At 73.8% G+C, this 21,115-nt stretch carries 18 protein-coding genes; 13 read left to right on the top strand and 5 right to left on the bottom strand.

Annotated features, from left to right (window positions below; translation table 11 throughout):
* Positions 1-25 precede the first annotated feature (25 nt).
* A complete protein-coding gene (locus NZH93_RS49930) occupies positions 26-976 on the bottom strand; it encodes a winged helix-turn-helix domain-containing protein (protein ID WP_308214223.1) in 951 nt (316 codons plus the stop codon).
* Positions 977-1,386: 410 nt separating this feature from the next.
* Between NZH93_RS49930 and NZH93_RS21710 the strand changes: the two genes are divergently transcribed.
* Positions 1,387-2,958 (top strand): glycoside hydrolase family 76 protein, encoded by a 1,572-nt coding sequence (locus NZH93_RS21710; RefSeq protein ID WP_259624986.1) that lies wholly within the window; start codon positions 1,387-1,389, stop codon positions 2,956-2,958.
* An 18-nt stretch (positions 2,959-2,976) separates the two neighbouring features.
* Positions 2,977-3,318 (top strand): DUF6968 family protein, encoded by a 342-nt coding sequence (locus tag NZH93_RS21705; RefSeq protein WP_259624985.1) that lies wholly within the window; start codon positions 2,977-2,979, stop codon positions 3,316-3,318.
* Between the two features lie 55 nt (positions 3,319-3,373).
* Here NZH93_RS21705 and NZH93_RS21700 read toward each other — a convergent pair whose 3' ends face one another.
* Positions 3,374-6,040 (bottom strand): LuxR C-terminal-related transcriptional regulator, encoded by a 2,667-nt coding sequence (locus NZH93_RS21700; protein ID WP_259624984.1) that lies wholly within the window; start codon positions 6,038-6,040, stop codon positions 3,374-3,376.
* Between the two features lie 73 nt (positions 6,041-6,113).
* Here NZH93_RS21700 and NZH93_RS21695 point away from each other — a divergent pair, with 73 nt between their 5' ends.
* The 7 genes from NZH93_RS21695 to NZH93_RS21665 all read left to right on the top strand — a co-directional run bounded on the left by NZH93_RS21695 (position 6,114) and on the right by NZH93_RS21665 (position 13,533).
* On the top strand, positions 6,114-7,007 hold the full coding sequence (locus NZH93_RS21695) for an MBL fold metallo-hydrolase (RefSeq protein WP_259624983.1): 894 nt from the start codon (positions 6,114-6,116) through the stop codon (positions 7,005-7,007).
* A complete protein-coding gene (locus NZH93_RS21690; RefSeq protein ID WP_259624982.1) occupies positions 7,004-8,185 on the top strand; it encodes a carboxylesterase family protein in 1,182 nt (393 codons plus the stop codon). The genes NZH93_RS21695 and NZH93_RS21690 overlap by 4 nt, the downstream gene beginning before the upstream one ends.
* A gap of 127 nt (positions 8,186-8,312) precedes the next feature.
* Positions 8,313-9,467: a sensor histidine kinase gene (locus NZH93_RS21685; RefSeq protein WP_259624981.1), complete on the top strand. Its 1,155-nt coding sequence runs from the start codon at positions 8,313-8,315 to the stop codon at positions 9,465-9,467.
* The gene (locus NZH93_RS21680) at positions 9,464-10,129 is read left to right on the top strand and encodes a response regulator (RefSeq protein ID WP_259624980.1); all 666 of its coding nucleotides are present in this window, start codon (positions 9,464-9,466) and stop codon (positions 10,127-10,129) included. The genes NZH93_RS21685 and NZH93_RS21680 overlap by 4 nt, the downstream gene beginning before the upstream one ends.
* Positions 10,130-10,222: 93 nt before the next feature.
* Positions 10,223-10,624 (top strand): hypothetical protein, encoded by a 402-nt coding sequence (locus NZH93_RS21675; protein WP_259624979.1) that lies wholly within the window; start codon positions 10,223-10,225, stop codon positions 10,622-10,624.
* Positions 10,625-10,626: 2 nt separating this feature from the next.
* The gene (locus tag NZH93_RS21670; protein ID WP_259624978.1) at positions 10,627-11,994 is read left to right on the top strand and encodes a DJ-1/PfpI family protein; all 1,368 of its coding nucleotides are present in this window, start codon (positions 10,627-10,629) and stop codon (positions 11,992-11,994) included.
* Between the two features lie 39 nt (positions 11,995-12,033).
* Positions 12,034-13,533 (top strand): nitrilase-related carbon-nitrogen hydrolase, encoded by a 1,500-nt coding sequence (locus NZH93_RS21665; RefSeq protein ID WP_259624977.1) that lies wholly within the window; start codon positions 12,034-12,036, stop codon positions 13,531-13,533.
* Here NZH93_RS21665 and NZH93_RS21660 read toward each other — a convergent pair.
* The gene (locus NZH93_RS21660; RefSeq protein ID WP_259624976.1) at positions 13,496-14,494 is read right to left on the bottom strand and encodes an AraC family transcriptional regulator; all 999 of its coding nucleotides are present in this window, start codon (positions 14,492-14,494) and stop codon (positions 13,496-13,498) included. The genes NZH93_RS21665 and NZH93_RS21660 overlap by 38 nt on opposite strands.
* Before the next feature lie 126 nt (positions 14,495-14,620).
* Here NZH93_RS21660 and NZH93_RS21655 point away from each other — a divergent pair, with 126 nt between their 5' ends.
* The 4 genes from NZH93_RS21655 (at position 14,621) to NZH93_RS21640 (ending at position 18,224) form a co-directional block, all read left to right on the top strand.
* On the top strand, positions 14,621-15,436 hold the full coding sequence (locus NZH93_RS21655; RefSeq protein ID WP_259624975.1) for a glycosyl hydrolase: 816 nt from the start codon (positions 14,621-14,623) through the stop codon (positions 15,434-15,436).
* A 90-nt stretch (positions 15,437-15,526) separates the two neighbouring features.
* Positions 15,527-16,036 (top strand): MarR family winged helix-turn-helix transcriptional regulator, encoded by a 510-nt coding sequence (locus tag NZH93_RS21650; protein ID WP_259624974.1) that lies wholly within the window; start codon positions 15,527-15,529, stop codon positions 16,034-16,036.
* 174 nt (positions 16,037-16,210) lie between these two features.
* Positions 16,211-17,680, top strand: coding sequence for a serine/threonine protein kinase (locus NZH93_RS21645; RefSeq protein ID WP_259624973.1), 1,470 nt, complete (start codon positions 16,211-16,213; stop codon positions 17,678-17,680).
* Positions 17,681-17,738: 58 nt separating this feature from the next.
* A complete protein-coding gene (locus NZH93_RS21640; RefSeq protein ID WP_259624972.1) occupies positions 17,739-18,224 on the top strand; it encodes an ATP-binding protein in 486 nt (161 codons plus the stop codon).
* A 4-nt stretch (positions 18,225-18,228) separates the two neighbouring features.
* On the opposite strand, the gene NZH93_RS21635 is transcribed toward NZH93_RS21640, so the two are convergent.
* Both NZH93_RS21635 and NZH93_RS21630 read right to left on the bottom strand, forming a co-directional pair.
* Complete coding sequence (locus NZH93_RS21635) at positions 18,229-18,516, bottom strand: DUF1905 domain-containing protein (protein WP_259624971.1); 288 nt, start codon at positions 18,514-18,516, stop codon at positions 18,229-18,231.
* A gap of 158 nt (positions 18,517-18,674) precedes the next feature.
* The gene (locus NZH93_RS21630; protein ID WP_259624970.1) at positions 18,675-21,101 is read right to left on the bottom strand and encodes a PP2C family protein-serine/threonine phosphatase; all 2,427 of its coding nucleotides are present in this window, start codon (positions 21,099-21,101) and stop codon (positions 18,675-18,677) included.
* Between the last annotated feature and the right edge of the window lie 14 nt (positions 21,102-21,115).

Genomic DNA, 21,115 nt, shown 5'->3' with positions numbered 1-21,115 from the left:
CGGGCGCCCCCCCACCCCCGCGGGATCAGCCCGCGCCCAGGAGCGCGTGGCCCCGCGAGGTCAGGACGTGCAGCACCGAGTTCCCGCGGCGGGTGGTGGAAATCAGGCCCGCGTTGCGCAGCGTCGTGGCGTGCTCGCTCGCGCTGGAGGTGGACAGGTTCAGCACCCGGCCGATCTCGCTGGTGGAGCGCGGGGTGGTGAGCGCCTGCATCACGCCCGCGCGCGTCCGGCCCAGCAGGGCGACCAGGTCGGGTGAGGGTTCGCGGTCGACGGCCAGGGTCGGGAACACCAGGACCGGGTCGAGTTCGGGGTCCGCCAGCGTCACCGGGGTGCGGCGGCAGAAGTGGGACGGCACCAGCAGGAGCCCGCGCCCCCGCAGGTACAGGTCCTGGTCGCGGGGGTACGGCGCTTGCAGGACGGGTTCCCGCCACTGGAGGCCCGGTGCCAGGTCGGCCAGCACGTCGTGCGCCTCGCCGACCGGCACGGTCCGGGCGCGCGGCTCGGCCGCCACCGGCGATCCGACGCGCGCGAGGTGCGGGCCGACCACGAGGTCGTAGTACCGGCGCAGTGCCGCGACCACGACGGCGAGGTGCCGGGAGCCGCCCTCCGCCAGTTCCCGCACCCACAGCGGCAGCCGGACCCCCTCGGCCAGTACCGCCAGTTCGCCGCGCACCCGCCGCCCCGGCGTGCGGAGCACCGCGTCCAGGCCCTGCTCCAGGGTCGAGAACCCGGTCGGGGTCAGGAAGTCCGGGGTGTAGCCCTGCGGCGGCACCAGCGTGAGCAGCCTCGTGACCGCGGCGGACTGGCCGGAGGACCGCACGACCCGGCGCGCGTCCCGCTGCCAGCCCACGAGGTCGGGGTCGGGCCTGCGGTGCTGCCACTGGTGCAGGCTGAGCACCACTTCCCACAGCGGGTCCGGCGTCGTGGCGACCCTGATCCGGAGCAGGTCGTCGGCGGAGAAGTGGATTCGGAGCACGGCCCCTCCCGGAGGACGCGGTCTCACGTCGTGCCCGAGAGGGTAGCGAAGTCGGCGGTGCTCCTCACCGCGATCGGCCGCTTGTCGGGAAAACTCCCACCACGCTCATTCGGGCCTGTCCGAAAGGACGTGATGCGCCGATCGGCGCTGACTACGGTGGACCACGCCGCGACCCGTTCGACCGCCGCCGGACCACGCACGTCGGTGACCCGGACACCACCGCGGCAGCAGGGGGGTGGTGCCGCCCGCGCGCCCGGTCGGGAGCGCGGGCGACGTCCGCGCGACGCGCCGTTCGGGCGCTGTCCGAAATGCGACAATTCCTTGACGCCTCTGTTGAGCGAACCCTAACCTCAAAGGTGAGAGCGCTCTCACTTTTCCCACGGCCACCCACCCCTGCACCGGGAGGTCTTGTGCTGAAAGCTGCCGTTCTCACGTCCCTCGTCCTGTCCCTCGTGATCGTCGTGCCGCCCGAGCGGACGGTCGCGGCACCCGCCGCCGACTGCGGCGCCTACGCCTACTGCGACACCCGCGACCCCGCGCTGCCGTCGAGCGCCCAGCGGGCCGCCACCCGCCCCGACGTCCCCACCCGGCCGACCGGCGGCCCGCCGTCGACCTCGCCAGCGTCACCGGCCGCGGCGGCCGTCGTCTGCAACAGGTACTGCGACGCCCGCGACCCCGCCCTCTCCCCCGCCGACCGGCTGACCCAGACCCTCAGCGCGGGCACGCGGCAGATCTCCTTGCACTTCAACGACACCGACGCCATGGGCTGGGCGCGGATCACCCCCACCTCCCAGGGTGACGCCCTCTGGCTGGACCGGTCGTTCGACGCGGGCGTGAGCTGGAACTCGGGCTCGCGGCTCGGTGACACCCGCAGCCCGGCCGGGGTCGGCGACTGGCGCACGATGATGTTCAACGTCGACGACTGGGCCGCCCGCGGCGTCGGCCTGCTGCGCGCGTGCGCCCAGCCCGCCGGGTCGACCACCATCGTGTGCACGAGTTGGTACCGCACGACGTGGAACGCGTGGAGCCGGAGCACGGCCGCCGCGACGGCGCTGATGGAGCGCTACAACCAGGACTGGGGCCTGTTCGAGACCACGAGCTGGTGGAACGGGGCGAACGCGCTCACGGCGATCATCGACAACGCCAGGATCACCGGGATGGGCAGCTACCGCTACGCCATCGCCCACACCTACGACCTCAACCTCACGTCGTGGGACGGGAACTTCATCAACGAGTTCAAGGACGACGTCGGCTGGTGGGGCCTGGCCTGGGTCGCCGCCTACGACCTGACCGGCGAGAGCCGCTACCTCGCCACCGCCCGCATCGACGCCGACGACATGGCGCAGACGTGGGACTCGGTCTGCGGCGGCGGGATCTACTGGACGTCCGCCAAGACCTACAAGAACGCCATCACCAACGCGCTGTACATCCAGTTGAACGCCGCGCTGCACAACAGGATCCCCGGCGACACCGTGTACCTCCAGCGGGCCAGGACGGCGTGGACCTGGTTCCTGAACAGCGGGATGATCAACAGCTCCAACATCGTCAACGACGGCATCGACTCCGCCACGTGCGCCAACAACGGGCGGAACGGGTGGAGCTACAACCAGGGCGTGCCGCTGGCCGCGCTCGTCGAGCTGCACCGCGCCACGGGTGACGCGAGCTTCCTCGACAAGGCACGGGCGCTCGCGAACGCGTCCACGACCAACACCGCCCTCAACCCCGGCGGCATCCTGGTCGACAACGGCGGCGGCCCGGACGTCCCGTCGTTCAAGGGCGGTTACGTCCGCGGGCTCGGGTTGCTGAACCGGACGCTGGCCGACCGCCCGTACACCGCGTACCTGCGGCGGCAGGCCGACTCGGCGTACACGCGGGACCGGTCCAGCAGCGACTCCTACGACCAGCCGTGGGCGGGGCCCTTCCAGTTCAGCGACGGCGCGCGGCAGCACAGCGCGCTGGACCTGATGAACGCCGCCGAGTAGCGCCGGTACGGTGGATCGATGACGAGCTACGAACTCGGCGCGATCGTCGCCGAGCGCCAGTTGGAGGGCGTCACCGAGGACGGCGCCCGCACCACCGTGACGATCGCGGTCGGCACGCCGCGACCGGATCCCCTGAGCGCGAACGGCGACTGGTGCTGCCCGCACCGGATCGTCGGCTTGGGCGGTGAGGCGGTCGAGGCGTCGTTCGGCGTGGACTCGTTGCAGGCGCTGCTGTTGAGCGTCTACGGGCTGCGGGTGAAGCTCGCCGCGCGGGCGGAGGAGGCGGGCGTGATGCTCGACTGGCTGGGGATGGCCGACCTCGGGCTGGCGGTCGTGCCGGAGACCACCGGGGCCGTCTAGGACCGGAGGCGTTCAGGACCGGCGAACCACCGTCGGGCCGCTCGTGGCCGAGTGGTCACGAGCGACCCGACGGAACGCCGTCGTGTTTGTTGGACGGCACGCCGTCGCGCCCGTTGGACGGCACGCCGTCGTGCCCGATTGACGGCGCGCCGTCGACGATGTCCCGGAGCTGGGCCCTGGCGGTGATGCCCAGCTTCGGGAAGCTCCGGTACAGGTGCGAGCCGACCGTGCGCGGGGACAGGAACAGGCGTTCCCCGATCTCCCGGTTGGTCAGCCCGCGCGCCGCCAGCCGGATGATCTGCTGCTGTTGCGGGGTGAGCGAGGTCAGCGCGTCCGGCGCGGCGGGCTCGGAGTCGACGCCCGCGGCCCGCAGTTCGCCCTGGGCGCGGTCGAGCCACGGCTGCGCGCCGAGGCGGCGGAAGACCTCGTTGGCCGCGGCCAGCTTCGGTCGGGCCTCGGCGATCCGACGGCGGCGGCGCAGCCACTCGCCGTGGTCGAGGAGCACCTGGGCCCGCTCGAACGGCCACTGGTCCCCCAGCGGGTCGTCCAGCGCCTCCCGGAAGTGGCTCTCGGCGTCATCGGGTTCCAGCAGCGCCCGGCTGCGGTGCAGCAGGGCGTGCGTGCGCGCGGACGTGTTGCCCGCCAAGCGCTTCTCGGCGCGCGCGAGGATGTCGGCCGCCTCGGGCCCGTGCCCGGTGCGGACCGCGGCGGCCGTCAGCTCGGCCAGCGCCACGAAGGAGAAGTGGTAGTGGACGGGGTCGCCGTCGGCGGTGAACAGCAGCCGGAACTGCTCGTAGGCGGTGACGTGGTCGCCGTCGGCGACGGCCGCCATGCCGAGCGCCCACCGGGCCCGCGCGCCGACGGCCCTGCTGGTGGCCGGGTCGATCGTGGCGAGCGCGCGGCCCGCCAGGTCGCGGGCGCCCGCCGTGTCGCCGGTGAGGACGACGGCCGTGGCTTCGAGGACCAGGGTCGCCGCGGTGAGGTGCGGGAGGTCGGCGTCGGCGGCCAGCGCCGCCGCGCCGTCGGCCGCCAGCCGGGCCTGGGCCCAGTCGCCGTGGTCGAGGTAGGCCCAGCCCGCGGAGCAGCCCAGTCCGGTCGGGAGCCGCCCGGCCGCGCGCCAGCGGTGCAGGGCGTCGTCGAAGATCCGCACAGCGAGCGCCGTCTCGTCGAGCACCCACGCCATCGCGCCGAGCGAGGTGAGCAGGGCGGGGTCCGAGCCCGCCTGCTCGACCAGCTCGGGGATCTGCGCGGCCAGCGCCGCCCGGTCCTCGTGCGGGTCGACGACCGCCGCCGTCCACGGGTCCCCGCCGCCACGGGCGCGCACCAGGTCGCGATCCCGTTCGTCGCCGGAGTAGTAGCCGGTCACGGCCGCCGCCGCGAGCGCCTGGCCGGTCAGGGACGGCTCGTCGGCCGCGCCCATGAGCAGGCTGATCGCCTTGGCGTGCCGGGAGGTCAGGGTGAGGACTTGGCCGACCCTCAGCGCGGCCGTGGCGGCCAGGAACGGGTCGTCGGTGAGGTCGGTCGCCGCCGTCGCGAGCCGGTCGACCCACTGCGCCTGGCCGGTGTGGACGGCGGCCCCCGCGGCCAGCACCAGCCGCCGGGCCCGGTCCTCCGGCGCCGGGCTCAGCTCGGCGGCGCGTTCGAGCGCGCCCGCCGCCGCCGCGTGTCCGCCCCGGCACCGGGCGCGGCTCGCGGTGGCCTCCAGCGCGGCGGCCACGGCCTCGTCGGGCCCGGTGGCGGCCGCGGCGAGGTGCCAGGCCCGCCGGTCCGGCTCGGCGGCGAGCAGGTCCGCGAGCGCGCGGTGCGCCTCGGCTCGTGCCGCGAGCGGGGCCGCGTGGTAGATCGCCGACCGCACGAGCGGGTGCCGGAAGCGGACCCGACCGGCGGTGAGGCGCACCAGCCCCGCCTGTTCGGCGGGTGCCAGCTCGGCGGCGCGGGTGTGCGCGACGAGGTCGGCCGTGTCCGCCGCGACCAGCAGCAACGCGGTCCGCGTCGCGGCGGGCAACCGGTCGAGGTCGGCGGCGTAGATCCGTTCGAGCCGCTCGGTCAGCGGCAGGATGTCGTCGTCGGCGCAGCCCGCCCTGGCGAGTTCGACCAGGGCCAGCGGGTTCCCCGCGGCCTGCGCCAGCACCCGCACGCGGAGGGCGTCGGACGGCCGTGACGGCTGGGCGTCGAGCAGCGCCGCCGCCGCGAGCGGGTCGAGCGGACCCAGCGCGACCAGCGGGAAGCCGGGGAACTCTGTCTCGTCCCGCGCTCCGACGAGCACGGCGAGCGGCTCGTCGCCGACGCGCCGGGCGACGAACGCGAGCACGTCGCGGGACCCCTCGTCGATCCACCGCACGTCGTCCACCACGACCAGCACGGGACCGCGTTCGCTCAGCTCCGACAGCAGCGAGAGCACGGCGACGCCGATGATCAGCCGATCCGGGACCCCCGCGTCGCCGCCGAGGCCGATCGCGCCGAGCAGCGCCGACCGCTGCCGCTCGGGCAGCCCGTCGGCCTCGGCCAGCACGGGCCGCAGGAGCTGGTGCAGCCCGGAGAACGGCAGGGTCGCCTCGCCGCGGCTGCCGGTCGCGCGCAGCACCCGGCGGCCCGGCACGGTGTCCGCCGCGAGGTCGAGCAGCGTGCTCGTGCCGACCCCCGGCTCTCCGGCGACCACCAGGACCCCGCTGGTCAGCGCCAAGACCGAGGCGGTCACGGCCTCGCGGCCCGTTGCTCTCACCGGTCGACTGTATCGGCGACTGCGGTCACGTGACCGATACCTCCGGCCCGGCCGCCCGTCGAGACTCGACCGCATGGACACCATCATCCTCGGCGACGTCGAGATCACCCGAGTCATCGAGCAGCCGCCCGCGGGCCTGCCCCGCGAGTTCGTGTTCCCCGACGTGCCCCGGCAGGCCTGGGAAGCGAACGAGAGCTGGCTGGCGCCCGACCACTGGAACCCCGAGCAGGACACCATGCAGGCCGTCATGCAGACCTGGCTGGTGCGCAGCGGCGGCCGGACCATCCTCGTGGACACCGGCATCGGCAACGGCAAGGAACGGCCCTACATGCCGTTCTTCGCGCACCTGGACACCGGTTTCCTCGACAACCTCGCGCGGGCGGGCGTCCGGCCGGAGGACGTCGACGTCGTCGTGACCACGCACCTGCACGGCGACCACGTCGGCTGGAACACCCGACTGGAGGGGTCGGCGTGGGTGCCGACGTTCCCCAACGCCCAATACCTGCTGTCCCGCGCCGACTTCGACTACTGGAACCCGTTGAACGAGCACCGGACCCGCGCGGGGCGCGGGATGCAGAACGTGTTCGAGGACAGCGTCGCACCGGTGCACGAGGCCGGGCTGATCACCCTGTGGGAGGGCTCGCACGTCCTCGACGGGAACCTGCGGATCGACCCGGCGGCGGGTCACACGCCCGGCTCGTCGGTGCTCACCCTGACGTCGGGCACCGACCGCGCCGTGTTCGTCGGCGACCTGCTGCACAGCCCGTTGCAGTTCGTCGAGCCCGACCACTGCCCGTCCTTCGACGAGGACGAGGCGGCGGCCACGGCCACCCGCCGCCGGGTGCTCGGCTGGGCGGCGGACCACAACGCGCTCGTGCTGCCCGCGCACCTGGCCGGGTCGGGCGCGGCCGAGGTCCGGCGGGACGGCGAGAAGTTCGAGATCAAGGAATGGGCGGCGTTCGCGTGAAGATCTCCACCACCTCCGGTGTCGTGTCCAGCGACACCGGCGTGTTCCACGGCGTCCCCTACGCCGCGCCACCGGTCGGCGCGGGCCGGTTCGCCGCGCCCGCTCCCCCCGTTCCGTGGTCCGGCGTGCGCGACGCGAGCACGTCCGGCCCGTCGGCCCCGGCGCCCGACCGCCGCTGGTTCGGCAAGACCGACATGGGCCCGTTCATGGGCGTCGACCGGGTGGCGGGCGACGACTACCTGACCGTCACGGTGTCCACACCGGACACCGCCGGTTCGGCCCCGGTCATGGTGTTCGTGCACGGCGGCGGGTTCCTGTCCGGCACGGCCAGCGCACCCGGCTACGACGGGTCCGCCTTCACCCGCGACGGGATCGTCCTGGTGGCGCTGAACTACCGCCTCGGCGCTCCCGGCTGGGTCAGCCTGCCGGGCGCGCCGGACAACCGCGGCGCACTCGACGTGCTGGCCGCGCTGGGCTGGGTCCGCGACAACATCGCGAACTTCGGCGGCGACCCGGACCGGGTCACCCTGTTCGGCCACTCGGCGGGCGCGATGGTCGTCGGCTCCCTCGCCGTCGACCCGGCCGCGCGCGGGCTGTTCCACCGCGCGATCAGCCAGAGCGGCGGACTCGTCGAGCTGGCCCCCGAGGACGCGGCGAAGACCGCGGCGGACCTCGCAGGGCTGCTCGGGATCGAGCCCACCCCGTCGGCGTTCGCGGCCGTGCCCGACGAGCGGCTGATCGACGCGGTGGGGCGCCTGCGGTCCGCGGGCCTGGCCGGGGTGACGCCGTTCGGGCCCGTCCGCGCCGGGCACGAGGGGACGCACGTCGCCGACCTGCTCGTGGGCACCGCCACCGAGGAGGCCAGGCTCTACCAGGACCCGTCCCGGTCGGCGGCGATCGACGCGCTGTTCGAGACGGGCAAGCGCCGCCTGGTCGAGGCGCACGGCGACGCGCTCACCTACGAGTTCGACTGGCGGGGCGGCACGTACGGCGCCTGCCACGGCGTGGAGCTGCCGTTCGTGTTCGAGACCACGGAACTGCCCGCGCTGCGCGGATCGCACGGCCTGCTCGGTCCGGACGTGCCGCCGTCGCTGGCGGCCGAGGTGCACGGCGCGTGGGTCCGCTTCGCGACCACCGGCGACCCCGGCTGGACGGGCCACCACCGCTTCACGGCGTGACGGGCCCGCGGCCGGTCGGACCCCTCGCTCCGACCGGCCGCGGGTGTGCGGCGAACCGCCCCTGTCAGGTGTAGTCGTTCCGCGTTCTTCACGTTCGGCGTTCGCGCGGTGAACAACGGACCGGGCGGTGAACGGATCTTCGGCCGCCCGGTTGACCTCGGTGTTCGGCCTCCAGCACAGTGGGCGCGTGCAGAGGGCGCTGAGCATCCTGACGGTGGTCGCGTGGGTGACGCTGCCGCTGGGCTCGGCGACCTACGAGCAGCGGTTGGTGCCGACGTTGGTGGTGGGGCTGGTCTACGCCGTGCTGGCCGTTGTCGGGTTCCGGTTCGTCGAGGGCCGCGGACGGGTGGTCGCCCTCCTGTACACCGGGGTCCAGCTCGTGCTGGGTTTCACGCTGTTCTCGCTGTCGGGCGCGGCGGTCGGGTCGATCCTGCTGCTGGTGGTGCTGGTCGCGCAGTCCGTGCTGCTGCTGCCGTTGCCGGTCGCCGCCGCCGTGGCCGCGGTGATCCCCCTGGTGCACCTGGGGATGGAGTGGGGCGCCGGGCTGCGGGAAGGGCTCGGCAGCCTGGCCGTGTCGGTCTTCACGCTCGTGGTCACCGAGTTGCTGGTGCGGGAGCAGCGGGCCAGGGCCGAGTTGGCCGAGGCCCACGAGAGGCTGCGCGGGTACGCGGCGCAGGCCGAGCAGCTCGCGACCACGCAGGAGCGCAACCGGGTCGCCCGCGACATCCACGACGGGCTGGGGCACCACCTGACCGTCGTGCAGATGCTGCTGCAAGCAGCGCGGGCCGTGATCCGCACGGCTGACGTCGAGCGGCTCGACGGGATGCTCGCCAAGGCGCAGGACCAGTCGAAGGAGGCGCTCGCGGAGGTGCGCCGGTCGGTCTCCGCCCTGCGCGAGCCCCGGCAGGCGCCGCTGGTGGACGCCTTGCGGGCGTTGACGGGTGAGGTCGGGGTGCCCACCGGCCTCGAGGTGCTCGGTGTGGCGCGCGAGGTCCGCGCCGAGGTCGAGGAGTCGCTGTTCCGGGCGGCGCAGGAAGGGCTCACCAACGTGCGCAAGCACGCCGACGCGTCGGCGGTGACGGTCGTGCTCGACTTCGGCCGCGCGGACCTGGTCCGGTTGGAGGTCCGCGACGACGGTCGGGGCCTGCCGCCCGATCCGGTGCCGGACACCGGGTTCGGCCTGGTCGGGTTGCGGGAGCGGGTGGCGGACCTCGGTGGGCGGGTGTCCGTCGACTCCCCCGCCGGGCACGGCGTGACGCTGGTCGTGGAGGTGCCGGGGTGACCGCGCCGGAGTTCCCCGTCCGCGTCCTGATCGCCGACGACCAGGCCCTGTTCCGGGAGGCGCTGGCCATCCTGCTGGAGGTGCAGCCGGAGATCGAGGTCGTCGGCGAGGCCGGGAACGGCGAGCAGGCCGTCGCGCTGGCGGCCGAGTTGCGGCCCGACGTCGTGCTGATGGACCTGCGGATGCCGGTCCTCGACGGGATCGCGGCCACCACCCGGCTGGGGGTCGAGCAGCCGGGGGTGCGGGTGCTGGCGCTCACGACGTTCGACGACGACGAGGACGTGTTCGCGGCGCTGCGGGCGGGCGCGGTCGGCTACCTGCTCAAGGACGTGTCGTCGGCCAAGCTGGTGGAGGCGCTGGTCGCCGCCCGTCGCGGCGAGTCGGTGCTCCAGCCGTCCGTCGCCGCCAAGCTCGTCGCCAGGGTGGCGCGGCTGCCGCGGGAGGACGTGCCGCGGCGGCAGCCGCTGGTCGTGCCGCTGACGGAGCGCGAACTCGACGTGGTCCGGCTGCTGTCGGAGGGGCGGAGCAACCGCGAGATCGCCGGGAGCCTGTTCCTGGCCGAGGGCACGGTGAAGAACCTCGTCACCAGCGTCCTGTCCAAGCTCCAGGTGCGCGACCGCACCCAGGCGGCGCTGCGGGCCAGGGAACTCGGCCTGTTCTGAGGTCACATGACCTCGCACATGACCATCGGCACCTGACCGCGCTCCTCCGGCGGCAGAGGATCCGTTGCACCACAACGATCCCGAGGAGACCCGATGAGTCCCGAACAGAGGGCCGAGCCGCGCAACGCCCGTCCCGCGCTCCGCTTCGCCCTGCACTTCCTGGAGATGGTCGTCGCCATGGTGGCGGGCATGCTCGTCCTGGAACCGGTCTGGTCGTTCCTCTGGCCCGACCTGTCCGACGTCGTGACCGCGCACGTGCTGGTGATGGCCACCGACATGGCGCTGGGAATGGCGCTGTGGATGAGGATCCGCCACCACGGGTGGGCGGGCATCGCCGAGATGTCGGCCGCGATGTACGTGCCGTTCATCGTGCTCCTGCCGTTCCACTGGACCGGCGTGCTGTCCGGGATGGCGCTGATGACCGCCGGGCACGTGCTGATGGTCCCGGCCATGCTGGTCGCGATGCTGCGCCGCCGTCACGAGTACGGGTGCTGACCGTGCGAACCCCGCTACACCTCCTCCTGCTCCTGCTCGCCGCGCTGGTCCTGCCCGTCGGGCTCGGCACCGTCACGGCCGCCGCCGCGTTCGACGACCTCGAAACCCCGAGGTCGGACGGCGTCACGGCGACGCCCGCACCAGCCCCGCACGACCCCGCCAAGCCGACCGCGGTGGTCGTGGTGGGCGACCGGGGCGCGGTCACGTCCGACGTGCTGGCCCCCTACGAGGTCCTGGCCTCCACCGGCGCGGTCAACCTCTACACCGCCGCGCCGTCGAGGCACCCGGTCCCGTTGGTCGGCGGCCTGGACCTGGTGCCCGACTACACGTTCGACGAGGTGGACCGGCTGCTCGGCGAGGACGCGCCGGACGTCGTCGTCGTGCCCGCGCTGCCGGACGTCGGCGAGAGCACGGCGGACCCGGTCACCGACTGGCTCCGCCGCGCGCCCGCACGGGGTTCGCTGCTGCTCGGTGTGTGCAGCGGCTCCGCGGTCCTGGCCTCGGCGGGGCTGCTCGACGGCCGGACGGCCACCTCCCACTGGTTCCGCCTCGACGGGTTCGAGGACCGCCACCCGGCGGTCCGGTGGGTCAGGGGGACGCGGTACGTGGACGACGGCGACGTCGTCACGACGGCGGGCATCCTGTCCGGTGTGGACGGCACGCTGCACGTCGTCGAACGGCTGCTCGGACCGGACGCCGCGGCACGGGCGGCCGACGCCACCGGCTGGCCGCACTACCACCGCGGCACCGCCTCGGCCATGGCGCAGGCGAGCCTCGCCCCCGCCGACGCCGTCGTCGGCGTCAACACCGCCTTCCGCTGGGACCGCCCCACGACCGGGGTGCTGCTCACCGACGGCGTCGGCGAGATCGAGCTGGCGTCGGCGTTCGACACCTACGCCCAGTCGCTGGCCGTCCGGCCGGTGGCCGTCGGCTCCGGACCCGTGCGGTCTCGCCACGGCCTGACGTTCGTGCCGCGGGCCGACCCGGCGGCGGCCGAGCTGGACCGGCTGGTCGTGCCGGGCGCCGACGCCGCACGACGGCACGCGGCCGACCGGTACGCCGACCTGGACCCGGTCTACCTCCACCACGACCCCGGCTTCCCGTTCGACGGCGCGCTGCTCGACCTGGCGCGCACGACCGACGTCGCCACCGCGCGGTGGTCCGCGAAGGTGCTGGAGTACCCGGTCGACCGCCTCGACCTCACCGGCCCGGCGTGGCCGTGGACGCCCGCGCTGCGGCCGTTCGGCCTCGCCGTCCTCGGCGTGCTCGTGGCGCTGGGTCTCCTCCGGCTGCGGACCTCAACGGTCACGAAAGGTGCGAGGTCCGGTCACAGCGGTACCGGCCCACCCGCCGATAGCGTCGTTCCGTGACCTGAAACCCCAGTTCACGGGCGCGAAGGCGGAGAAGTGATGATCACCGAACAGCTCGAACGACGGCAGGTCGCCGAGGAGCGGCCACCCGACCGGCGGCGGTGGGCCTGGCTGGGTGTCGGCGCCCTGCTGTGGCTCCTCGCCGTGCACGGCCGCTTCGACGTCCCCGTGGCCGCCTGGCTGTTCCCCGTGTTCCTCCTGCGGTTCACCCGCGCGAGCCGTCCCACCGCCCTGCCGCTGGTGTGGCTCGCCTCGGTCGCGGCGGGGGTGTTCTGGACGGTCGAGACGGCCGTGCCGATGACCGTGATCACCGTCGTGGGCGTGGTCGCGCTGAGCACCGTGGTGGCCCTGCCGTTCGCGCTGGACCGACTCGTCGCGCCGAGGGCCGGGCGGGTGGTGGGGCTGCTGCTTTTCCCGGCGGCGCTGGCCGCCTGCGAGTTCCTGATGACGGTGATCAGCCCGTTCGGCGCGGCGTTCGGGGTGCTCGCCCCGACGCAGCACGGAACCCTCGCGCTGCTCCAGGTGATCGGCGTGACGGGCCCGTACGGCGTCGCGTTCCTGATCGGCTGGGCCGCCACCGCGGCCAACGACGTGTGGGAGCGCGGAGTGGACCGCCGGGTCGTCGGCGTCTACGCGCTGGTGCTCACCCTCGTGCTGCTCGGCGGCGGCGCGGTGCTCGCGGCCTCCTCCCCCGGCTCCACGGTGCGGGTGGCCGGGATCAGCCCGGACACCTCCGTCACCCGTGAGCTGCGCGACCTCATCGGCGACGAGTTCACGCCGCAGGGCGTCGTGGACCGCGATCCCGCGCAGGTGCGGCCCGCGTTCGAGGAGGTCACCGCGAACCTGCTCACCAGGACGCGGGAGGCGGCACGGGCGGGCGCGAAGATCGTCGTCTGGTCCGAGCAGGCCGCGAACGTGCTCGCCGCCGACGAGGACGCCTTCCTCGCACGAGCCGCCGCGACCGCGCGGGAGGAGCGGATCTACCTCCAGGTCGCCGTGTACCTGTACCTCCCCGACGCGCCGTACGCGGCGAACCGCACGTACCTGTTCGACCCGACCGGCGGCCGGGTGTGGACCTACGACAAGTCGCACCCCATCCCCGGACTGGAGGGCTACCCGGCGGGTGAGGGCGTCGTCCCGGCGGTCGACACGCCCTACGGGCGGCTGGCCACGGTCACCTGCTTCGACGCCGACTTCCCGGCGCTGACCCGCGTGGACGCCGACATCCTGCTCGTGCCCGCGCGGGACTGGGCCGAGGTCGGCACCGTGCACAGCCAGAAAGCGGGCCTGCGGGCCGTGGAGAACGGGTACTCGGTCGTCCGCCAGGCGGAGTTCGGCACGTCCGGCGCGGTCGACCAGCGCGGCCGGGTCCTCGCGGCCCACGACTACGCGGGCTCCGAGACCCACGTCGTCCACTCCGACGTGCCGACCGAACGGGCCACCACCGCCTACGCCGTGCTCGGCGACCTGTTCGCCTGGCTGTGCGTGGCCGCCGTCGTCGTCATGACCGCGATCGGGGTGCGCCGCCCCCGGACCTGAGCGCGTGCCGCGCGCGGTACTCGCCCGGTGGACTGCCGACCCACCGGGCGAACGCGCGGCGGAACGCGCTGGGCTCGGAGAACCCCAGCCGCCGGGACAGGTCGTCGACGGACTCCCGGCCGCGTTCCAGACCGGCGACCGCGATGCCGCGCAGGACGTCCTCGCGGATCTCCTGGAACGACGTGCCCTCCCGGCGCAGGAGCCTGCGCAGGTGCTGGGCGCTGAACGCGAGCCGGGCGGCCACGGCGTCGACCCGGCCGCCGGGGTCCTGCTCGACGATCCGGCGCACGCGGTCGGCGGTCGTGGTGCCGTGGTCGCGGAGCATGATCACGTCCACCGGCGCCTCCCGGAGGAACACCTCCAGCGCCGCCTCGTCCCGCACGACCGGCGCGGTGAGGTGGGCGGCGTCGAAGCTCAGCGACGCCGCGGGCGCGTGGAACCCCGCGGCCACCCCGAAGACGTCCTCGTACTCGGCGCTGTGCTCGGGTTCGGCGAACGGGAACGCGAGTCCGGTCAGGACGATCCGCCGCCCCACCAGCCACCCGGCGAACCGGTGCGCGAAGGCGAGGACCGCCTCCAGCGCCAGCGGTTCGTCCACCACGTCCGGGTCCGAGGCGAACTCCACCCGGCAGACCCCGCCGTCCACCACCAGCCTGCCGCGCGTGTACCCGGTGGTCAGCGCGGCGAACTCGACCACGCGGCCCAGCGCCGTGCGCAGGTCCGGCGCGTGCACCACCGCCAGCGCGATCAGCCGGACGGTGCCGAGCGGGACCGGCCGCGGCCCGAGGCCGAGCAGCTCGTCACCGGTGAGCCGCCACAGCGACCGCACCAGCTCGACCACCCGGTCGCAGTCCACCCGCGACGCCCCGGCGTCGACGCCGACCTCGCGCAGCACCCGGCGGACGTCGGCACCACCCGCGGCCAGGGCGGGACGGACGAACTGGATCGCGACTCCGGACACGGGCACCCTCCACGTGGACACCACCAGCGTGCCATCCCCGGCGCGGGACGACACGGGGCCGTCCACTGCGGCACGATGTGATCAGCCCCGGCCCGCCGCCGCGCTGTCGTGGAAGGGACGTCCCGCATGCGCTCCGCACACCGGTCGCTGTCAATTCTGCTGGCCCTGCTCGCCGCGCTCACCCTGGTGCCCTCACCGGCGTCGTCCGTGCCCGCCGTGAAGAAGAAAGGGGTGAGCGCCGCCAACTTCTCCGGTGTCACGACCGCGCTCAGCGACGTGGGCGCCGGGTGGTTCTACACCTGGGCGTCGGACAAGCAGGGCATCAACAACCCGTCGAGCAGCGAGTTCGTGCCGATGATCTGGGGTTCCGGCGCGGTCAACCCGACCCAGCTCAACCAGGCGAAGTCACTGGGCACCAGCCTGCTCGCCTTCAACGAGCCGGACATGGCGGGCCAGGCCAACATGTCCGTCGACCAGGCGCTCCAGCTCTGGCCCCAGCTCCAGGGCACCGGGCTGCGGCTGAGCGCGCCCGCCGTGGCGTTCGGCGGCGACACGCCGGGCGGCTGGCTCGACCGGTTCATGAGCGGAGCCTCCTCCCGCGGCTACCGCGTCGACTTCATCCCCCTGCACTGGTACGGCAGCGACTTCTCCGCCGCGGCAGTCGACCACCTCAAGGGCTACCTCCAGGCCGTGTACAACCGCTACCGCAAGCCGATCTGGCTCACCGAGTACGCGCTGATCGACTTCACCACCAGCACGCCGCGCTACCCGTCGTCCGACCAGCAGGCCGCGTTCGCGAAGAACTCCGCCCTGATGCTCCAGGGACTGTCGTTCGTGGAGCGCTACTCGTGGTTCACCCTGTCCACCAGCACGCACCGCACCGGTCTGTACACCGGCACCACGCCCAACGCCACGGGCGTCGCCTACCGCTCGGTGGGCTGAGCCGGTCCGACGACCTCGCCCGCCGGGTACGCGGCGGGCGAGGTCGCCCGACCACGTCACGCTACGAATTCGAAGCAGTAGGATGAGGCCGTGACGGACGACGCACCACCGCTGGACGGCGAACAGCTCGGCGCCTACTTCGCGCTCATGGAGGTCGGCAGCCTCCTCCAGCACGCCGTGGAACAACAGCTCCGCGCCTCCGGCGACCTGAGCTGGGTGCAGTTCCAGCTCCTCGCGAGGCTCGCCGACGCCCCACGGGGCAGCAGGCGGATGACCGACCTGGCCGACGACGTCGTCTACAGCCGCAGCGGACTGACCTACCAGGCGGGCCTGCTCGACAAGGCAGGCCTGATCACCCGGCAGCCGTCGACCGACGACGAGCGCAGCACCACCGTCACGATCACCGGAGCGGGCCGCGCCGTGGTGGCGCGCGTCCTGCCCGGCCACGTCGACGTGGTGCGGCAACTCCTGTTCGACCCGCTGTCCCGCCACGACCTCGGCACCCTCGGCTCCGTCCTCACCCGCGTCCGCGACCACATGCGCGCCGCCCCACCGCGGTCGGCCAAACCCCGCTCCCGGACCAAACCCCGCCCGGAGTAGCGGCGCGAACCCGTTGGCGGACAACGAGATCCCACCCGAACAGCGCCGGGCACCCGTTCCGCGGACATCTTTTCGCCAACCTCCACCCCCACCGCCCTCACCACGCCATCCCACCCCCACCGCGCTCCACTACCATCGCCGCACCGCCAGAGCCCGCCAGACCAGGAGTCGCACGTGAGCCAGCAGAACCGGCTGATCGCCGGCCGTTACGAGCTGCGCGACCAGATCGGCGCGGGCGCCATGGGAGTGGTGTGGCGCGCGGGCGACCTGAAGCTCGAACGCGTCGTGGCCGTCAAGGAACTCCTGCTGCCGTCCCACTTCGACGCCCAAGCGGTCCAGCAGGCCAGGCGGCGCGCCCAGCGCGAAGCGCGCATCGCCGCGCGACTCCACCACCCCAACGCCATCACCGTCCACGACGTCGTCGAGCAGGACGGCCAACCGTGGCTGATCATGGAGTACCTGCCGTCCCAGAGCCTCGCGGCGATCCTCGCGGAACGCGGCCCCCTCCCGGTCGGCGACGCCGTGCGGATCGGCAAGCACATGGCCGACGCGCTGGCCGCCGCCCACAAGGCCTCCGTCGTGCACCGCGACGTCAAGCCCGGCAACGTCCTGCTCGGCGCCGAGGGCACAGTGAAGATCACCGACTTCGGCATCTCCCGCGCGCTCGACGACACCACGGCGACCGCCACCGGCCACTACGCGGGCACCCCGGCGTTCTTCGCCCCCGAGGTCGCCAGGGGCCAGGAAGCGGGCTACCCGTCCGACGTCTTCTCCCTCGGCGCCACGCTCTACAACGCCGTCGAGGGCGTGCCGCCGTTCGGCATCACCGACAACTCGATCGCCCAGCTCTACCGCGCCGCCGCGGGCACCATCCGGCCGCCGGAACGCGCCGGGGCGCTGACCCCGCTGCTCGCCAGGCTGCTCGACCTGGACCCCCGCGCCAGACCCACGATGGCCGAGGCCGCCGAAGCCCTCGACGTCCTCGCCAGGAGCACCGCACCCACCCCGACCCTCGTGGTGGACCTGCGGGACCAGCTCACCTCGTCCTTCACCCTGCCGCCCCGCTCCCCCTCGCACGAACAGCGCAGCAGGCGCCGAGCCGCCGCGGGCCTCGCCGTCGCACTGGTGGTGCTGATCGCGGTCGTCTCGGGCGCGTTCTACTACGCCAACGTCGCCAAGCGCTCCGAAGCCTCGACCCCACCACCGAGCAGCTCGTCCAGCGCTCCGCCGAAGTCCACCTCCGCCAAACCGCCCGTCACCGCGCCGCTCGTCGTGGAGTCGTCCGGCAAGTGCCTCGACGTGCCGGGCAAGGCGACCGAGAACGGCACCGCGGTCACCATCTTCGACTGCAACGGCGGGGACAACCAGCTCTGGACCCCCACCGCCGCGGGCGAACTGCGGGTCTACAACGGCGCCAAGTGCCTGGACGCCCGACTGGCGGGCACCGAGCCGGGCACGAGCGTCGACATCCACGACTGCAACGGCGGCGCCAACCAGAAGTGGGCCCTCAACGCGGACCGGTCGATCACCGGCAAGCAGTCCGGGCTGTGCCTCGACGTCCTCGCCTCCGGCACCGACTACGGCACCCCCGTCGTCCTCTGGACCTGCGCCGGAGGCACCAACCAGCGCTGGTCGCACCGCTGACCCGAAACCGGTCCGGAAAAAACCGAACCGAGGGCACCACTCCCGACGAACCAACGGGATGGACCTCTCCGAGCCCGACGGCGCGCCGGAGCCACTGGTGACCGGCTCGCTGAGCCAGGCCGTGGCCCGGCTGGTCGCCGAGGCCCAGGACGTCCTCGCCCTCGTGGTCCTGCCCTGGGAGAACGACCTCCGCGCCCGCCCCGACCTGCGCTCGGTCCGCGCGGGGGTGCGGCGGCACCTGGCGGACGCCGTCCACCCCGACGTGCTCGGCGACGTGCTGCTGGTGGTCGGGGAACTGGTCGAGAACGCCTACCGCCACACCGCGGCCCCGCACCGGCTGCGGGTCAACCGCGAGGGGTGCGCCGTGCGCGTCGAGGTCACCGACGGCGACCCGACCGAACCGGTCCTCCACGTCGCCGCTCCCGGCGAACGCCACCGCCACGGACTCCTGCTCGTCCACCAGGTGTGCCGGGAGTGGGGCTTCCGCCCCACCGTCGACGGCAAGACCATGTGGGGCGTGCTCAGCGGGCACCCCGCGTGCTGACGCGTCACACGTGGACGGTCAGCGTCACCGTCGGGGTGTCGCCCTCCTCCAGCCCCTCGGCGCGGCGCACCGCGGCCTTCACCGGCACGACGTAGCGACCGTCCTTGGGGAACAGCGACGTCGTCCACTCGCTGTCCCCGATCCGGGCGGCGACCGGGATCATGCCCCAGCCGTAGCTCACGGCCGACGACTCGGCCTGGATGAGCGCGCAGTCCTCCTCCGGCACGGTGATGAAGTACCAGGGCGCGGGACCCCGCCAGAACCACAGCTCGCCGTCGAACTCGAACTCCACCGGTCACCCTCCTCAGCGGACCAAGGCCCACGACAGTACCGACAGGACTCGTCGTGGCCTGCGGGTTCCCGTTTGTTCCCGGAGGACTGTTTTTGGTTGACACTGAAGCAATTGTGACCACTGGTCAATTTTTTTGCCCGAGCGCACGCCTCCCGTGCTCAGCCGAGGTGGAGGCCGACGATGCAGGCGTCGTCGTCGGTGTCGGACTCGCTGCGGGCGAGCAGGTCGTCCAAGCGCCGCTCCAACGAGCCGGTGAAGGCCTCGGACGCCGTGACCAGCCACCGGACGCAGTCGTCGAGGTCGACGTTCCGGCGTTCGACCAGCCCGTCGGTGTACAGCAGCAGGGTGTCCCCCGGCCGCAGCTCGACCCGCCCCTCCTCGTACTCGGCCTCCGCGAGCGCGCCGAGCATCACCCCGCGGAGCATCGGCAAGGTGCTTGCCCGCCCGCCGCGGACGAGCACCGGCGGCAGGTGCCCCGCCCGCGCCCACCGCAGCACCCTCGTGTCCGGGTCGTACAGACCGCAGACGGCCGTGGCGAAGAGGTGGTCGGCCAGGTGGTGGGCGACGAGGTTGAGCCACGTCAGCAGTTGGCCGGGCCCGGCGCCGGTCGCGGCGAGACCGCGCAGCGCGTTGCGCAGCACCACCATCCCCGTCGCGCTCTTGATGCCGTGACCGGTGATGTCGCCGACGGACACGAGGACCCGTTCGGACGGCAGGACGGCGGCGTCGTACCAGTCGCCGCCGACCAGGTGCTCGATCTCGGCCGGGCGGTAGCGGACGGAGATGCGCAGGTCGAACGCGTCGACCGTCCGCTGGGCGGGCGGCATGATGGCCTGCTGGAGTTGCAGCGCCAGCCGGTTCTGCTCGGCCGCGAGCCGCTCGGAGTGGGCGAGCTGGTCGCGGGTGGCCGACAGCGCGACCTCGGTCCAGTGCTGCGCGGAGGCGTCCTGGTAGGCGCCGCGCACGGCCACCAGCCGTCCGTCCGGGTCGAGCACCGGTTCGGCGATGACCCGGATGTGGCGGGTGATCTCGTCCGGGCGGCGCAGGCGGAACGCGGTCGACGCGGGCTTGCGGTGGTGCAGGACGGTCCGCAGGAACCCGTGCAGCGCGGCGGCGTCGTCCGGGTGGGCGTGGGCGGGCAGCTCGGCCAGCGGAACGGGCGTGGCGAGCCCGTGCAGCGCGTACAGCGAGCTGTTCCAGGTCACCAGGCCCTTCGTCACGTCCTCCTCGAACCCGCCGATGCGGCCGAGCCGCTGCGCGTGCTGCAACAGGTCGGCGAGCAGCGCGGTCTCGTCCAGCGGGCGCCAGACGAGCAGGACGCGGTCGCCGTGCCTGCTGAGGCCCGCGCTCGCGGTCACGGTCAGCGGGACGTCGTCGACCTGGACGGTGAGCGCCATCCGTTCCGCCCGGAACGGCTCACCGGTCGCGTGGACGCGCTCGACCGCGTCGAACAGCCCTCCCCCGGTCGCGGCGAGCGGGTACGCCTCCAGCAGCCGCGCCCCGGTGAGGGACGCCCGCGACCGGCCCGCCAGGTCCTTGAAGTGGGCGTTGAGGTGGTGCAGGCGGAAGTCGACGACCCGGCCGTCCCCTGCCGTCTCCGGGAGCAGCACCAGCGCCGGGTCGAGGAGCCCGTCGGCGAGGTCCACCAGCTCCACGAGCGACGGCCCGTGCGGAGCCGGTCCGGCGAGGGCGTCGCTCTCCACCGCGTGGGCACACAGCTCCGCCAGCGCCTCGACCTGGCGGACGACCGACGGCGGCCGTCGCGGCGGCGGACCGGGCCAGCAGATCTCCAGCACGCCGAGCACCCGCCCACCCGCGGCGGCGAGCGCCACCACCCGACCGCCGGGCAGGTGCCGGTCGCCGATCGACACCAGCCCCGCCCCGGCGAGGTCCTCGATCCGCACGGTGCCCCGCTCGGTGAGCGCCCGCCGAGCCGCGGTGGGCACCCCCGGCGGCACGTACCGCCACCGCCCGGCCTCCCCGACCGCGAACCCCGCCGCACCCGCCAACGACAGCGAGGAATCCGCGCCAACCGCCCAGACCGCCACCGCGACAGCACCCAACGGCCCGAGCGCATGCCCCAACACCGCCTCGGCCACAGCCTGACAGTCCCCCGCCCCGAGCACAGCACTCTCCGCCACCCGCAACCGCACCGAGGCGGACCACGTCTCCTCCCCCGCTGACGCAACACGACCATCGCCGCCGACGACCCGCCGCCCCTCACCCGCTGCCGCCCCGGCGGTGTCGGGACGGCGTTCGGCACCGTCCCCGCGCCCGTCCCCGGCGGCGTCGGCGAGTCGGTCCTGTGCCGCTCGACCCACGATGTCCGCGGCCAGTTCCAGTTCCGCCACCCCCGCCCGCTCGGCGAGCGCGGCGAGCTGCCGGGCCGCCTGCGCCGGGCCGCAGCGGAGGCGTTCCACGAGCACTCCCCTGGCCAGTTCGACGACCGCGCGCCCGTCGGCGGCGGCGCGGGTGCGGCGGAGTTCGGCCGACAGCCGTTCTACCGTCGCGGCCATCCTGCGCAGCGCCGACGCCTCCGAGACCCGCGCGACCCGCCCGTCCGCCGGGTCTTCCCGGATGTCCACCGGACTCGTCCTCC

Origin of the sequence: Umezawaea endophytica, from assembly GCF_025061645.1 — a bacterium.
Classification (GTDB): domain Bacteria; phylum Actinomycetota; class Actinomycetes; order Mycobacteriales; family Pseudonocardiaceae; genus Umezawaea; species Umezawaea endophytica.
Note: the sequence above shows the minus strand (reverse complement) of the source record. Positions and strands in the feature narration are given on the sequence as shown.